The 14,283-nt window shown below is 55.4% G+C and carries 16 protein-coding genes; 7 read left to right on the top strand and 9 right to left on the bottom strand.

Annotated elements, in window-relative coordinates:
• Positions 1–8 precede the first annotated feature (8 nt).
• The 6 genes from EUZ85_RS21535 (at position 9) to EUZ85_RS21510 (ending at position 4,724) form a co-directional block, all read left to right on the top strand.
• Entirely contained in the window at positions 9–377 is a 369-nt protein-coding gene (locus EUZ85_RS21535) for a response regulator (RefSeq protein WP_127971793.1), read from the top strand.
• A 201-nt stretch (positions 378–578) separates the two neighbouring features.
• Entirely contained in the window at positions 579–989 is a 411-nt protein-coding gene (locus EUZ85_RS21530) for a response regulator (protein ID WP_164887315.1), read from the top strand.
• Between the two features lie 156 nt (positions 990–1,145).
• Positions 1,146–1,718: a DUF4136 domain-containing protein gene (locus EUZ85_RS21525; protein ID WP_127971789.1), complete on the top strand. Its 573-nt coding sequence runs from the start codon at positions 1,146–1,148 to the stop codon at positions 1,716–1,718.
• A gap of 65 nt (positions 1,719–1,783) precedes the next feature.
• The gene (locus tag EUZ85_RS21520) at positions 1,784–2,335 is read left to right on the top strand and encodes a DUF4136 domain-containing protein (RefSeq protein WP_127971787.1); all 552 of its coding nucleotides are present in this window, start codon (positions 1,784–1,786) and stop codon (positions 2,333–2,335) included.
• A gap of 200 nt (positions 2,336–2,535) precedes the next feature.
• Positions 2,536–3,516 carry a triacylglycerol lipase gene (locus tag EUZ85_RS21515; protein ID WP_127971785.1) on the top strand — a complete coding sequence of 327 codons (981 nt, stop codon included), beginning with the start codon at positions 2,536–2,538 and terminating at the stop codon, positions 3,514–3,516.
• A 134-nt stretch (positions 3,517–3,650) separates the two neighbouring features.
• Positions 3,651–4,724, top strand: coding sequence for a lipase secretion chaperone (locus EUZ85_RS21510; protein WP_127971783.1), 1,074 nt, complete (start codon positions 3,651–3,653; stop codon positions 4,722–4,724).
• A gap of 32 nt (positions 4,725–4,756) precedes the next feature.
• Here the strand turns inward: EUZ85_RS21510 and EUZ85_RS21505 are convergent, their stop codons facing one another.
• The 3 genes from EUZ85_RS21505 to EUZ85_RS21495 are packed head-to-tail and all read right to left on the bottom strand — an operon-like array spanning position 4,757 to position 5,764.
• On the bottom strand, positions 4,757–5,143 hold the full coding sequence (locus EUZ85_RS21505) for a RidA family protein (RefSeq protein WP_127971781.1): 387 nt from the start codon (positions 5,141–5,143) through the stop codon (positions 4,757–4,759).
• A 32-nt stretch (positions 5,144–5,175) separates the two neighbouring features.
• A complete protein-coding gene (locus EUZ85_RS21500) occupies positions 5,176–5,484 on the bottom strand; it encodes a DUF2798 domain-containing protein (protein ID WP_305000049.1) in 309 nt (102 codons plus the stop codon).
• Positions 5,468–5,764: a putative quinol monooxygenase gene (locus tag EUZ85_RS21495; RefSeq protein WP_127971776.1), complete on the bottom strand. Its 297-nt coding sequence runs from the start codon at positions 5,762–5,764 to the stop codon at positions 5,468–5,470. The genes EUZ85_RS21500 and EUZ85_RS21495 overlap by 17 nt, the downstream gene beginning before the upstream one ends.
• A gap of 118 nt (positions 5,765–5,882) precedes the next feature.
• Between EUZ85_RS21495 and EUZ85_RS21490 the strand changes: the two genes are divergently transcribed.
• Positions 5,883–6,812, top strand: a complete 930-nt coding sequence (locus EUZ85_RS21490) for a LysR family transcriptional regulator (RefSeq protein ID WP_127971774.1) — start codon at positions 5,883–5,885, stop codon at positions 6,810–6,812.
• Between the two features lie 123 nt (positions 6,813–6,935).
• On the opposite strand, the gene EUZ85_RS21485 is transcribed toward EUZ85_RS21490, so the two are convergent.
• The 6 genes from EUZ85_RS21485 to tssE are packed head-to-tail and all read right to left on the bottom strand — an operon-like array spanning position 6,936 to position 14,274.
• Positions 6,936–7,349: a VOC family protein gene (locus tag EUZ85_RS21485; protein WP_127971772.1), complete on the bottom strand. Its 414-nt coding sequence runs from the start codon at positions 7,347–7,349 to the stop codon at positions 6,936–6,938.
• A gap of 36 nt (positions 7,350–7,385) precedes the next feature.
• The gene (locus EUZ85_RS21480) at positions 7,386–8,087 is read right to left on the bottom strand and encodes a transposase (RefSeq protein ID WP_127971770.1); all 702 of its coding nucleotides are present in this window, start codon (positions 8,085–8,087) and stop codon (positions 7,386–7,388) included.
• Positions 8,088–8,112: 25 nt separating this feature from the next.
• Positions 8,113–10,872, bottom strand: a complete 2,760-nt coding sequence (tssH, locus tag EUZ85_RS21475; protein WP_127971768.1) for a type VI secretion system ATPase TssH — start codon at positions 10,870–10,872, stop codon at positions 8,113–8,115.
• On the bottom strand, positions 10,869–11,990 hold the full coding sequence (gene tssG / locus EUZ85_RS21470; protein WP_127971766.1) for a type VI secretion system baseplate subunit TssG: 1,122 nt from the start codon (positions 11,988–11,990) through the stop codon (positions 10,869–10,871). The genes tssH and tssG overlap by 4 nt, the downstream gene beginning before the upstream one ends.
• Positions 11,954–13,783 (bottom strand): type VI secretion system baseplate subunit TssF, encoded by a 1,830-nt coding sequence (tssF, locus tag EUZ85_RS21465; RefSeq protein ID WP_127971764.1) that lies wholly within the window; start codon positions 13,781–13,783, stop codon positions 11,954–11,956. The genes tssG and tssF overlap by 37 nt, the downstream gene beginning before the upstream one ends.
• Positions 13,783–14,274: a type VI secretion system baseplate subunit TssE gene (gene tssE / locus EUZ85_RS21460; RefSeq protein ID WP_011398024.1), complete on the bottom strand. Its 492-nt coding sequence runs from the start codon at positions 14,272–14,274 to the stop codon at positions 13,783–13,785. Before tssE ends, tssF begins: the two co-directional genes overlap by 1 nt.
• Positions 14,275–14,283: the final 9 nt, after the last annotated feature.

Raw genomic sequence — 14,283 nt, 5'->3', positions numbered from 1 at the left:
AGAGAGTCATGACGTTGCTGCTGATTGTCGAAGATAACGATATGAATGCGGACATGCTTACGCGTCGACTGCGCCGGAAAGGATACGAAATCGCGCTCGCCTGCGATGGCGGCGAGGCGGTCACCATGGCGCAGGAATGCCGCCCTGCCTTGATTCTCATGGATTTGAGCTTGCCCGTTATTGATGGCTATGAGGCGACCCGAAGAATTAAGGAGAGCGGAGGGTGCGACGCTCCGATTATCGCGCTGACGGCCCATGCGCTGGCTGAGGATCGCGACAAAGCGCTGGCGGCTGGATGCGATGACTACGAAACCAAGCCGGTGAATTTCCCCCGACTGCTGGAAAAAATCGAACGCTTTTTGGCGACAGGTTATTAATCAGGCAGACAAATAGCTTCCTTCTATTTGTCTGCAACGACAGGGCCTGCACATGTCAGGCCCTGTCTCCCGCGGCTTAACGCCGCGCAGGCGCGTCCATGCGCCTGATGATTAACATGCCAATATCATTGCCATGTTAATAACAAGACGTTTCAGCGACGATCAGGCGAAGGGCGTGCGGAAACAGTTGTGGAGATGGCGATGACCCAAACGACGGATGTGCTGATTGTTGAAGATGACCCGGCCTCCAGACGTTTGTTGCTGGATGTCCTGAATAATGCAGGCTACCGCTGTCAGGCTACGGATAACGGCGAAGACGGCGTGCGGCTGGCGTCCGAATTATCGCCCCGGGCGATACTCATGGACATCAAACTCCCTGGCGTCAGCGGTATCGTCGCCGCCGGCCGCATCAGAGAAGCGGAATCGCAACAGAGGAAACAAGCAAACAGGCGGGCCATGTTGATCATTGGCATGTCCGCTCACGCTATGAAAAACGATCTGGAGATCATCGAACAAGCGGGATTCGATTACTTCATCACCAAACCCTTTAGTTATCGCGTGTTATTGCAGTACTTGCAGGAAAGCCTCGTCATCGACCCAACGGATCTTTGAGCGCGCATCGTATTGAACTGGCGCACCATGGGAGCGTATTACCAATTGTTCATGGAAAATGCCCAGGCCGGGCAATATTGTAGAAGTAAGTTGCAAATTCCGTTGGAGGCAGCGCTGGTTGCGTTCCTCTAACGGGCGCGTCATGGGGAGCGCTTTATGTTTCACAAGCGAATGCTTGGCGGGGTGTCCGCCATTCTGATTACGTTGACCTTAACCGCCAACCTGTCCGGCTGCGCCACGAAGACGGCGCGATATGACTATCAGCCCGGCAGAGACTTTTCCTCTCTAAAAACTTATGCCCTGACGCCGCCCAGCGTCAACGGCGGCGCGACCACGCTGAGCGACGCCCGGGTTGAAAACGCCATACGCCTGTTCATGCAGAACAAAGGCTTTCAAATGGTCGACAAGGCCAAGGCGGATGTCTGGAGCACTTGGCGTATTAAAGAAGAAAAGGAAATTCGCCGCGATGGGATCAGCTATGGCTTTGGATACGGCATCGCGAGCGGGCGCACCGGCGTCGGCATCAGTCTGGGAACCCGGCCGCCGGCGGAAGAGGTGATGCGAGGCAAATTGGTGCTGGAGATGATCGATCCGCAGAACGCCAATGTTATCTGGAGCGCGGAGGCCGCTCGTCCTCTGAGCGAGAACGATACGCCGGCAGCGAAGGAAGCGGAAATCCGCAAGCTGGTGGGAGAAATGCTACAGAATTTTCCACCGAAAGACGCCTGAAGGCATGAGTGGTAGATTGGGCGTCAGACTGACGCTGGTAGCGGAATGCAGGTGAGGAGACCTCAATGAATCTGTGCGGACAACTGAATTGGCTGAGTCGGGCGGCGACGCTGTGCGCGCTACTGCTGTTGGGCGGCTGCGCCGGTTATCAAGTGCGTGGCGATTACGCCGAGGAGATCGACTTCTCCAGCATCCATACCTATCGCTGGGCGACGCAGAATCGCGACGCTCAGGGCGTGGTGGGACTGCGCGAACAGCGCATGCGTCAGACTGTGGAGCAGGCGTTGCAAGGCGAAGGCCTGTCTCAAGCTGAACCGGCGGATGTGCTGGTGCGAGTTTTATATCGCATTGATAACCGGCAGGAGTATCGACAGGAGCCGGGATTCGGATTCTGGCGGCCATTTTTTTCACACGACCGGGATGTGGTGGTCCATGACTACCAAATGGGCGTGCTCACAGTGGAAATGATAGAACCCAATACAAATCGCGTCGTATGGCAGGGCTCGTCATCCAGACGTCTGAGTTACGACCAGACCCCTGAAGAAAAAATCAAAAACCTGGAAGAAGAGGTGCGCGCTATCTTCGAGCGCTATCCGCCGCAGCCGGCGGCGCAATAGTCTTTCCGGCTTCCTCGTCCTGTCGCTGCATCCAGCAGGGATGCTTTTCTCTGATCCCGAGACCGGGAATATTTCTTTTTCGTGTGTTGTCAGAAAGAGTCACCCATACAGGTGATTCTTTTTCGTTTGTCGCTTTATTAACCTGAAAACGCTGTTGAGAAGTACAAAAATAAACATTAACGAAAGCAGAAGGTAGCGTAATGGAAAAAATAACGCACGCTGTATGTTTGGTCGTGGCAGCTTCACTCTCCTCCCTCTCACACGCTGATGGATGCAGCGCCTGGGCGGGTTCTTCAGATGGTTATACCGATACTCAACATCCTTTCTTGATGGTGCATGGCATTACTGGTTTCGATACCGTCGGCGGATTGTTGGGCTATTTTCACACCGTGCCCATGAATCTGTGCCGTAGCGGCGCCGATGTGGTGATCGCCAGCGTATCGCCGTTCAACGATAGCGAACAGCGCGGTTTGTCTCTGGCGGACGATATCAATAGCGGCGTCTATGGCGATGCGGTGAAGTACAACGTTTTCGCCCACAGTCAGGGCTCGCCCACCACACGCGCCGCCATCACCTTTGACGCGCACGCCAATGGGGAAGGGCAGGGGCACATCGCCTCGCTGACTTCCGTGGATGGCGTCAACAATGGCTCGCGGGTGGCGGATATGATTCGCGGCGTCATTCCAGCGGACAGTTCGATAGAAGGCGGCGTCGCTGCGGTGGCGAACGCATTCGGCGCTCTGATCGCCTGGATTGCGGGAGATGAGCATCAGCAAGACTCCATTGCGGCGCTGGATTCACTGACCTCAGTCGGCACTGCAGACCTCAACAGTCGTCACCCTTATGGGACCGCGTCTGGAGAGTGTGTGGAGGATCGCGATACCGTTGTGACTTATCGCGGCAATGAGATCCGCCTGTATTCCTGGGCGGGAAGAAGCGTGATGACCAACATTCTGGATCTGCTGGACCCGTTTCTCTTCACCACCTCATTGGCGTTCGGCGGGCAGCCCAGCGACGGTATGGTCTCCGTCTGTTCGCAAAAACTGGGCGAATACCTCGGTGACTACGACGCCAACCATATCGACGTGATTAATCACGTGATGGGCGTGGGCTCCATCTGGCATAACCCGGTGTCGTTGTACCGCGTGCAGGCCAATCGCCTGAAAAATATCGGGCTCTAACCAGTAGTTTGAGCAGTGCGCCCTCACTATGGCATGCGGTGAGCGCGCGCTGCGATTTGCCCCCCAAAAAAAATCAATCGCACCAGTACGTTATAAAAAACCAGGATGTTATAAAAATAAAAAGGAACCTCGCCATGAAAAAACTCTCCCTCGCCTTGTGCGTCGCAGCGCTCGCTACAGCAACGTTATTGCTCTTACAACCTGACGTAACCGAATCTCCTATCGCTGCGGCAGCCAATCCCGAGGGCTCTCAATCAATGGGAGCTGATGCAGTTAATGAGCCGCAGCCTCCCAGGCTTTCTCAATCCGATGCGCCAACGACGCCGCCGGCATGGAATGGCGCCAACTTCGCCCGCGCCCTGGCTGGAACGGATATCGACGGTGATTTACGGGTGGATGAGAATGGTCTTTTGATCATGGACATACAGGTGAAGGACTTTTTTGATTACTTCTTCCTTGCTGTCGGCGAGCGTACGCCGGAAGAAGTGGTTGCGGAAATTCGGCGACGTATTTATGAGCGGTTGCCGGGGCCGGCTGCGGAACAGGCGATGGGCCTGCTGAACGACTACATCTCCTATCAGGAACGTATAGGCGAATTGATGGCCGCTCCGCTGGCGCCTGCGGAGAGTCAGAACTATGAATACTATGCATCGGTGATGGCGAACACATTCGAGCAGCTGAAATCGCTGCGTCGGCAAATATTCGCCCCCGATGTGGTCGACGCATTTTTTGGTCTGGATGAAGCCTATTCCGGTTATGCGCTGGCGGTGATGCAAGTGAAGGCGGATGCGCTGTTGAGCGACAGCGAGAAGGTCAGCCAAGTGGAGGCCCTGCAACAAAAACTGCCGGCGCAGATGCGCGACGCCCATCGGCAGGCCACGCAGCGGGAGAACCTGACGCGGGAAGCGCGACGCATGTACCGGGAAGGATATGACGCCGACAGTGTGCGACAAGCTCTGCGAGGACAGTTTAGCGATGACAAGGCGGAAAAGATTATTGCTTATTATCAGAGGGAAGATGAGTGGCGCGCCCGTCTGGATGACTATCAACGCCGCAAGCAGGATATCCAGGCGGCGGCGCGAACTGATGCGGAAACCGTCGCCGGACTCACACAGTTGCGCAACAGCCTGTTTACCTCAGAGGAATTGAAACTGGTGGAGAGTTACGACGCGATCGACAGAAAAGCCGCGCAATATGATAAACCCTGAGCGACGCTTATTGCTTGAAGGTGGCGGCGTTGTTAAAGCGCCACCACTGCTTCAATCTCAATATCCACCTCGGGAGAGAAAAAGCGACTGACTTCCACCAGCGTACTGGCGGGGTAGGCGCCCTGATAATGCCTGTTGAGGCCTTCCCTCACCAGCGCCAGATGTTCGGTGGACTTGATGTAGACCGTGACCTTTAGAATCCTGTCCAAACCAACGCCCTCTGCCTCAGTGATGCGCCTGATTTGAGTGAAAATAGCGTCGATCTGTTGTGCCATTGGTTTGCTGACGCCACTGCCGTCATACGCTGTCAGCCCACTGATGAACAGCAGGCTGTTGAATGCGGTAGCGTGACAATAAGGCCCAACGGACTGCCCCAGCGCCGCGTAATTTTGACGCCGGATCGGTGGCTTGTTTTCCATGAGTCGACTCTCACTATATGAGCTTTTATAGGTTAAGAACCTGATCTGCGGCTTAATGTGGCGCTCGCCGCCATCAGCTTCTCAGTGACTTTATTGACCGTCGGCCCCAGCGCGAAGGCGATGGCGAAAGCGGTCGGCCACGCCAGCAGAAAGGCGTGCATCCAGTGCGCGGTGAAATCCCTTTGTAAACCCAGATTGAGAAAAGTCACCCATGCGCTCATCAGAAAGCTGAGGGCCAAGGACATGGTCAGGCTGTAGAAAAGACGAAATTTTACCGACATAAAGTTCTCCTGCTGATTATGAACGGAGCATAGGGTTTGCCAGTCAACTAGCGTTTTGATTAACTGGCGAATGTACGACTACTTTCTCGACTTGCGTCAGGTTGAGCGCCATATAGCGCTGGGTGTGCGCATAGGTGAAGTGCTGGTCCAGCGCCTTTGGGCTTATCCATGACTCCCAAAGGATAAAGCGAGTAGGGGCGGCGGCGTCCTGGAAAACCTGGAAGGTCAGACAGCCTAACTCTTTCTGTGTGTCCGCCTCCAGTTGCGCCAGCTCCTGACGGACTAAATCCGGGTCGCTACCTTCTGTAGCGCGAATGTGGGCGGTTAGATGGTGGGGCATGTTCGACCTCTTAATCCTTGTGATGGGTTGACGTGATTAACTAAGGTGGACATGCTATTGCCATTCATAAATAGAATATATACACATAAATCAAATCTTAAATTCCAAATTTGAAATCATGTTTGATGACTTGGCGTTATTCATAAAAGTGGCGGAACTAGGCGGTTTTTCTAAAGCAGCTGCGGCTGCCGGGGTTCCTGCGCCGACGTTAACGAGGCGGGTGCAGAAGCTGGAGGCGGAACTGGGATGCCAGTTACTGCATCGGTCCGCACGACGATTGCAACTGACCCCCGCAGGGCGCAAGGTATTTGATGAATCGTACCTGCATCTGTCCAGTCTCGATAAACAGATGGCCTTGATAAAAAAGGATATTTCGGCCGAAGAGGGTGAAATCCGAGTGCTGGCCCCGGTGAATTTGGCCAATGGGCCTCTACGTCCTTTGTGGGGGGTGTTTATGTCCCGCTATCCCAATATTCAGCTGACTTTGCAGCTAAATAACAGGGTGGAAGATTTCACCGGCTCGCAAGCGGAGCTGGCGGTTCGCGTCGGTCCGCTCGCCAATTCTGCATTACGGCAACGACTCCTTGGGTCCATCCGCACGGTGCTGGTGGCGACACCGGATACTGCTGCGGAAATCGAGGCGCAAGGCGCAGATTTAGCCCCTTCAGAGCTGGGACGCTGGCCTTGGGTAGCTTCAGTATCCGAGAGTATTCGCCGTCTGCGTCATCGCCGTACAGGCGAGATGGTGAATATCGACTGGCGTCCTCGCGCTCACATCAATGACCTCTCCCTGGCGGTTGATATCCTAAAAGCCTGCGGCGGGTGGATGTTATGTCCTGTCTCACTGGTCTGGGAGGACCTGCAACGCGGCGACCTGCGACAGATACTGAGTGATTGGGAGGGAGCCAACAGGGAAGTGCATGTGGTTTGGAACGACCGCAATATCCTGCTTAGACGCACCCAGCTGTTACTGGATTTCCTGACGGAAGAAACCAGACGCATACCGAGCTTGCTTGGTGAATTGCCTGAAATGCAGATGATGGACTGAGGTGAAAGGCAGGCAGGTGGGTAGGCAGATATGGCGCCAGTGGGCTTGCAAAGAAATAACCCGCTACCGGATTACCGTCAGCTTTCACGGTTTAGCGGGTATATCTTCCTGTAACGATTAGACTTAATTATCTTCAGGGCCAACCCAGGCGTGAGGATTCCAGGCGATTTCCCACAGGTGGCCGTCGGGATCGGCGAAGTAGCCGGAGTAGCCGCCCCAGAAGGTGTCCTCTGCGGGTTTGACCAGTTTGGCTCCGACTTCGACGGCTTGCCGGATCTGTGCGTCCACTTCTTCCTTGGACGCCAGATTATGGGCGAGGGTGACGCCTTTGAAGCCGGAGCCATTGTCGGGAACCATTGCATCCTCCGCCAACAGATGGCGAGGGTAGAGGCCCAGCCAAGTCCCGTTGAGCGTGAAAAACGCCACATTGGCGCTTTCCATCGGCATCCTGGGTAAACCCAGGCCGTTCTCATAGAAGTCCACGGAGCGCTGCAAATCCTCAACGCCCAGTGTGATCATGCTGATTCTTGGTTTCATTGCGCCTCCATGTACATTGGGACTGAGCGAATCCGATCAGGATTTCGCTGCGTCTTTCGGGGGGCGGCCGCGTTTCATCGGCCGGACAGGTCGGTCCACCAGATCTTCAATCTGATTGATGAAGCGGTCTCCGCCTAATACCAGTTCATTGAGTAATGTCTGCTCGATATGCCGGCGTATCCAGGGCTCCATCTCGTACTGCATGAGATCCAGGAACGATTGCTGACGTTCTTCCGCATCATCCCCGAGATCGGTATACATGGGATGGTTACGAATCAGGCCGAGTTCGTCTTCGCCCCTGGCGTGCGCATGATAGCTTGACCAGGGATATTCCGATTCGTTCGGCGCCAGGCCGCGAAACACGGCCAGGGCGTCGATATAGCGATAGCACGTCAGCATATAGCCGGAGGAATCAATCAGACTGGATTTATAACGGCCTTCCCACAGCGTGCCGCTACGATGGTAGCGGTGATTCACATACTGCACGTAACGGCGTCCCAAAGACTGCATCATCTGAGGGATGCCGTTTTCAATGTGCGGCGTGACCAGCAAGTTGAACTCATTTTTCAGCAACACGTACGCATGCACGTAACACTGATATTGTTCAGATGCCTTGCCCACGCACTCAAGGAAGTACAGATAATCCTCTTTATCAAAAAAGCAGGGGAGGCGATTGTGCCCCCGCTGCATGATAAGTTGTGGATGGCCGGTAAGATTAAATCGTGTTTTTCTCGCCATGCGCGTCCAGTTGCACTCCTGTTAATTATTCGGCTGCGTCCGCATCGGCATCCACGTCTGCATCGACATCAGTCTCCACTACCGCCTGCGGTTCCGCAGACGCTGCGGCCGCTGCCTCGGCATTGAACAGATAACCGAAGTTACCTTCTTCCGTGGCGCTGATGTGGATATGCTCGATGTGCTCCCCGTTCGCCAGTCTGCTTAGACATTCGGTGGACAGTTCAGGCAGCACGGTGCGGTTCAGTATATGTTCGATATTACGCGCGCCGGTATCCACTTCCTGCGAACGGGCGACGATGTTGAGCAACACGTCTTCGTCGTAGGTGAATGCGGCGCCGTAGTGATTGCGTACTCTCCGCGCAATACGATCCATGTTGATACGACAGATTTTGAACAGATTCTCGTCGTCTAACGGATAATACGTAATAACGTTGGCGCGGCCCATAAATGCGGGCTTGAAGTACTTCAGCAGCTCATGACGCATGCTGTCGAGCATGACATCCGGCTCCGGCTTCTCTTCAGACTGCGAGCAGATAGCGCGAATTGCTTCTTCGCCAGCGTTGGACGTCATGATGATGACGGTGTTCTTGAAGTCGATGTCGCGGCCTTCGCCATCTTTGATGGTGCCCTTGTCGAACAGGTTGTAGAACACGTCCTGCACGCCCTGATGGGCTTTTTCCATTTCGTCCAGCAGGATGACCGAGTACGGCTTCCGGCGTGCGGCTTCCGTCAACACGCCGCCTTCGCCATAACCCACATATCCGGGAGGAGAACCCAGCAGCATGGAGACTTTGTGCTCTTCTTTAAACTCGGACATGTTGATGACAGTCAGGTTCTGCTCACCGCCGAACAGGGTGTCCGCCAGCGCCAGCGCGGTTTCGGTCTTGCCTACGCCGGAAGGGCCGACCATCAGGAAGACGCCGATGGGCTTGCGTGGGTCCGTCAGGCCTGCGCGGGAAGTGCGAATCGCCTGGGCGACGGCTTCCAGAGCGTGGGACTGACCGATAACGCGTTTTTCCAACTGCTCATGCAGGTTAAGAATGCCGTTGATCTCGTCGCTCACCATCTTGCCAACAGGGATGCCGGTCCAGTTGGCGACAACTTCCGCCACGGCCTGGCCGTCCACATGAGGCATCATTAGCGGCTGATCTCCCTGCGCGGACGCCAGAGCGGCGAACAGGTTCTTGAACTCCACCTGCAGCTCCGCGACTTCTTCGTCGCTCAGGCGGTCGCCGGCGTCTTCAGCGCCTTTCTTGGCCTGGAAGTCTTGTTCCAGCTTGGTGCGCACATCCAGGATCTTGGCGATCAGGTCTTTTTCTTTCTCCCACTGTTCAGTTTGCGCGGCGAGAGACGTTTCCAGAGCGGCTTTTTCTTCAGTGAGCAGATCCAACGTTTCGTGATATTCGCCGGAAGAGATATTTTCCTGGGAAATCAGGTCAAGGTTGGTGTCGATCTGTTGAATGCGGCGACGGGTGTCCTCAATCAAAGACGGCGTAGCGCTTTGGCTCAGGGATACGCGGGCGCAGGCGGTGTCGAGCAGACTCACGCCCTTGTCCGGCAACTGACGGCCGGGAATGTAACGGGCGGATAGTTTCACCGCCTGGATAATAGCGTCATCAGAAATGCGCACATTGTGGTGTATCGCCAGGATTTTCGAAATGCCGCGCAGCATGTCGATCGCAACGGTTTCAGACGGCTCTTCCACTTTCACCACCTGGAAGCGGCGGGTCAGCGCAGGGTCGCGTTCGAAGTATTTTTTGTATTCCGCCCAGGTGGTGGCGGCGATAGTGCGCAGTTCGCCGCGCGCCAGCGCAGGCTTGAGCAGGTTGGCGGCGTCGCCTTGGCCTTCTTTGCCGCCCGCGCCGATCATAGTGTGCGCTTCATCGATAAACATGATGATGGGCACAGGAGACGCTTTGACTTCCTCAATAACGGATTTCAGGCGCTGCTCGAATTCGCCTTTCATGCTGGCGCCGGCTTGCAACAAGCCCAGATCCAGAACATGGATATGTACGCCCTGCAGGGGTTCCGGTACGTCTTTTTGCGCAATGCGCAGCGCCAGGCCTTCAACGACTGCAGTCTTACCAACGCCGGCCTCACCGGTCAGGATGGGGTTGTTCTGACGGCGACGGGTCAGGATGTCGATACACTGACGAATTTCCGGGTCGCGACCCAGTACTGGATCGATTTCGTTGTTCAGCGCTCTTTCGGTCAGGTTGACGGTATATTTCTGCAACGCGCCGCCTTGCGCTGTTGGCGCGGCTGGAGCGCCGCCGCCCGCGGCCGCCTTCAGGTAGGCGCGGCTCTCGGAAGATTGTCCTGTGACGGCTTTTACCGCCGGCAATACTTTCTCCAGGGAGATTTCCTGCAAGGTTTTGACTGAGCTCAGCAACTGGTTGCGCATAGTGTTGTGCGACATGATCGCTGCGAACAGGTGCGCGGAGCTGATGAAATTTACGCCCATTTCCACTGACGCCAGCAGCCAGCCGGCTTTCAGCGCATCCACCACCAATGGCGAAAAGGGAACCATATCCCGGGGATTGTCGCGGTGGAATTTGCCTACGGTCTGGCTCAGTTCTCTGCTGATTTTGCCGATGTCGACGCCCAGCTGTTCAAGCACTCGGTCCAGGTCGCTGTCGCTTTGCTCCAGCACCTTCAGCAGCACATGTTCGATTTCCAGTGAGCTGTGACGCTCCTGCTGGGCCAGACGCAAGCCATCTTCCAGCGATTTGCGTACGACGGAAGTGGTGGGTTCAATGAGTTGGCGTAAGTTTAACTCAATCATAAGGTTTCCCTTTTCTTTTGTAGTCTTTCTATAGTTCGCTGCATTGCGTGCCGGGATACAGACACGGTAATGAACCGATCTTGTTGTCGTGTTGAAAACAGTTTTGAGTTCCAGCCCAGCAACGGCGGCGCCGTCGGGTGTGCAAGCTGGCTGTTTGGCAGTCGGTCCTGCCGGACTTTAAGCGATAAGTCAAAGTCTAGAGCAACCCCCGCCATAGTTCGAATCAGCTTGTACATGGCTCCCAGGATTTCCGTGCCGGAGACGATGGACAGGAAACGTGGGTAGTCGATGTCGTCGAAGTGGACGGTGAAACGGTTCTGCACCGACCAGGTCTTCTCACCCAGAATGGCCTGCTGTCCCAGACAGTGATTCACGCCGGGGAAGCGGCTGCCCCCCAGGCGGGTTTGCACGTCGTCCGGCATGCGTCGCCATTGTCCGCGGAAGTGCAGGATGCTCACCTTGAGGCCAAAATGCTGTCGGATGGCTTGCGACAGCGCCTCAGCGGAACACACGCCCCGGCTCATCAGTCCGGCGACGTTGAAGATATCGCCGGACGATTGATAGAACTTGGCGCTGCGCATGCTGGCCAGGCCCATCAGCCCTTTGATCATCTCCGCATGTCGGTCGCGGTTGTATTTGGGGTCAAGCTGGTGGTTAGCCTCAAAAGTGAGCGGAATGCGGTACTTTTTCCAGGAGCGATAAAACAGCGACAGGGTGCGGTGGTCCAATAAGTCGAAGAAGTGCTTCATCGACTTATCTTTCTGCCGCAGACGCTGCAAAATCAGGTCGCGATAATGGAACGGCAGTACGCCGCGCGAGCCGACCAGTCCCCAGAAATTCACAGACATCGCCCACTGATCGCGAGACGCCAGCGACTTATCTCCGCCGCGGGTGATCTTGTCTACAGCACCGCCCTCGAAGCCCATGCTGGGATTCACGACGAAGCGCACGGGCTCGTTCCTGGGCGGGTAAAATCCGCCCAGAGGAGTGCGAGGTCGCGCATCCTGCGGATCGAAATGCTCCAGCAGACGCACCAGCTGGAAAAAATCGAACCGCCAGGGGTCCTGCTGCAGCCGTTTGGTTAGATGAGAGGCTGGGAGCCGATTCTCGGTGGCCATTTCTTGAGAATATCCTGTCGCCCTTTGATTCGGGCAATTAATCGGGTGAACGCGTTAATCGAACAATACATGGCGAAGAACCTTTCCAGTATCGAGGCGAACAGGAAGGTGCTGTTGCCTGACATCAGGTTGTCGTCAAAGGTGACTTCGATTTCCACCCCACGGCACACGGTAGTTTTGCCGCCGATTGTGATCGGCGCCGTCATCGGCCGGGTCTGTACGTTGACCACGGCGGCGATGATCGCCCGTGAGGCCGCACTGTCCTGAAAATCATATAGCGCCAAAATTTCTTTAAGTACGTCAATGGCTTCCGGACTATCGAGCGATAAATAGTTTAATGTCAGATGCGACACAAGACGCCAGCGCGCGCCATCCCGCAACGGCGGTCGTACTGTGGGCGTCAGGTGCGTCAAAGAGTCGATGCCGCGCAAGGAAACACCCACGTCCAGGCAGGTGAAGCGAGGCTGTCCGCCGCCAAAGGGCAGTTTCTCCGGCGTATTGCGATTGAAGCACATTACGTCGACGGTCAGGGTCTCGTCGGACAAATTCGCTGGCGCGTAATTCAGGTCCACGAGAGATATTTCCAGCTCGCTGCCGGGTTCGTTGCCAAGCTCGCCGCCAATTTTAGGGTAGCGCTGGGCATGCCAGAAAAGCTGAGTTTCTCGACCGATATCAAAGTGACTTAAGCCATAAAAGGGCTTGTATTCCTTTTTCTTGCCATCGCCGGTTAAACCTTGGACACGATCGATGGAATACACTTCATAGTTATCCGGGAAACGCGCATCGGGAATGATCGGATAGCTGTACTGATCATGCTCGATATCAATGGGCTCGGCGCGATGTTTGAAAAGATTGATGATCGGCGTGCAGCCCAGGGCGAAGTTACTGGCTTCCAGATTGCGTTCCAGCTCCGCATGGGATTTGTTCAGATAGAAATACAAATCCAGATTGGGGCCGAATTTTTCATTCAAGCGTTCGCCAAGGCCGGTCAGGTCGACGAACAGGAATTTTTCCGGGAACACCATGTATTCGGTAAGCAGGCGATAACCCGGGAAGGATTGCGGCGGCGTCGGAATCAATGCTTCTTCTTCGGCGAAACCAACGGGCTGCAGGCAACTGCTGTGCAGGAACATCGGGTTGACGTCGTCAGCGCCTTTGGAGGCGACAATCTGCACGCAGTGATTCATCAGCAGCTCATAGAGCGAATAGGCGTATTGCGACTGGCCGCGCAGGAAAAAGCGGATTTTATCCAGCGGCAGTTGACCCAAATCGATTTCTGGCGCGAAGCCTTCCAGACGTACGTGAATTACCGCGGAAGCGCCTTGTACGGTTTGCGAACCGGGAGCGATAAAGGGGCGTTCCTTGAGGCTCGCTTTGGTGACTTCGACAGGCAACAGATCCAGGTCATAACCGGTGCTGAAACGGCACACCTTATTCTGGAAAACATCGCTTTCCAGACGTGAATGACGTGCGACATGTAACGGACCGTCCAGATCTTTCGCCGCCCTGAACTGCACTACCGCCATAGAAGGGATCGGGCGCAAATAGTGTGGATAGAGCTGGTCGAGCAGGGCGTCGGAAAGTTCGGAAAAGTCATCCTCCAAACGATATTGAATACGAGCGTTTAAATACGCGACGCCTTCCAATAGACGCGAAACGTGGGGGTCTTCCACCACGTCGCCGGAAATGCGCAAACGACCGGCGATTTTGGGATGGACGCGGGCGAATTCCGCGCCGGACTGGCGCAGGTAGGCCAGTTCCTTCTCGTAATAGGGTAATAATTCGTCGCTCATTAACGCGCCTCCTGAACGTTGACGATAGCCGAAATCGGCTCCAGGGAGGAATCAAAGGAGATTTCCTCGGGAGCAGGTTCGGCGAACAACACCGCCTCGATGCGGAAATGCAAGGTGGCGCCCTCCGCCCAGTCCTCATCCAGGGTGATGACCCTGACGGACTTAAAGCGGGGCTCAAACATGGCGATATGTTGTTCCACTGTGCGGCAGAACTGACTTTTACCTTCCGCACTAAGGAAGTTGATAGTATGCAGGTCGGGCAGGCCGTAATTGATCAGCGACTCGTCCAACTGACGCAGGTTGTCAGATGCGGAGATGGGCCGATAGCGCGTGTTGAGGAGGTCCTCAAGATCGCGGCGCACGGATTCGCGGAGCTCGTTGAGCACCTGATGGCGATTCTTTTCCGGTTCTACTTTCAGGTCCGGCCTCTCATCTATCAGCCGGTCCAGCACCGAAGGGCGCAGTTTTTGGCTCTTACTTATTTTCGTCATCCGAATCCC

The sequence above is a fragment of the Hahella sp. KA22 genome (assembly GCF_004135205.1).
In the GTDB taxonomy this organism is placed as follows: domain Bacteria; phylum Pseudomonadota; class Gammaproteobacteria; order Pseudomonadales; family Oleiphilaceae; genus Hahella.
The sequence above is the reverse complement of the archived record's forward strand: the minus strand, read 5'-3'. Positions and strand labels throughout refer to the sequence as shown.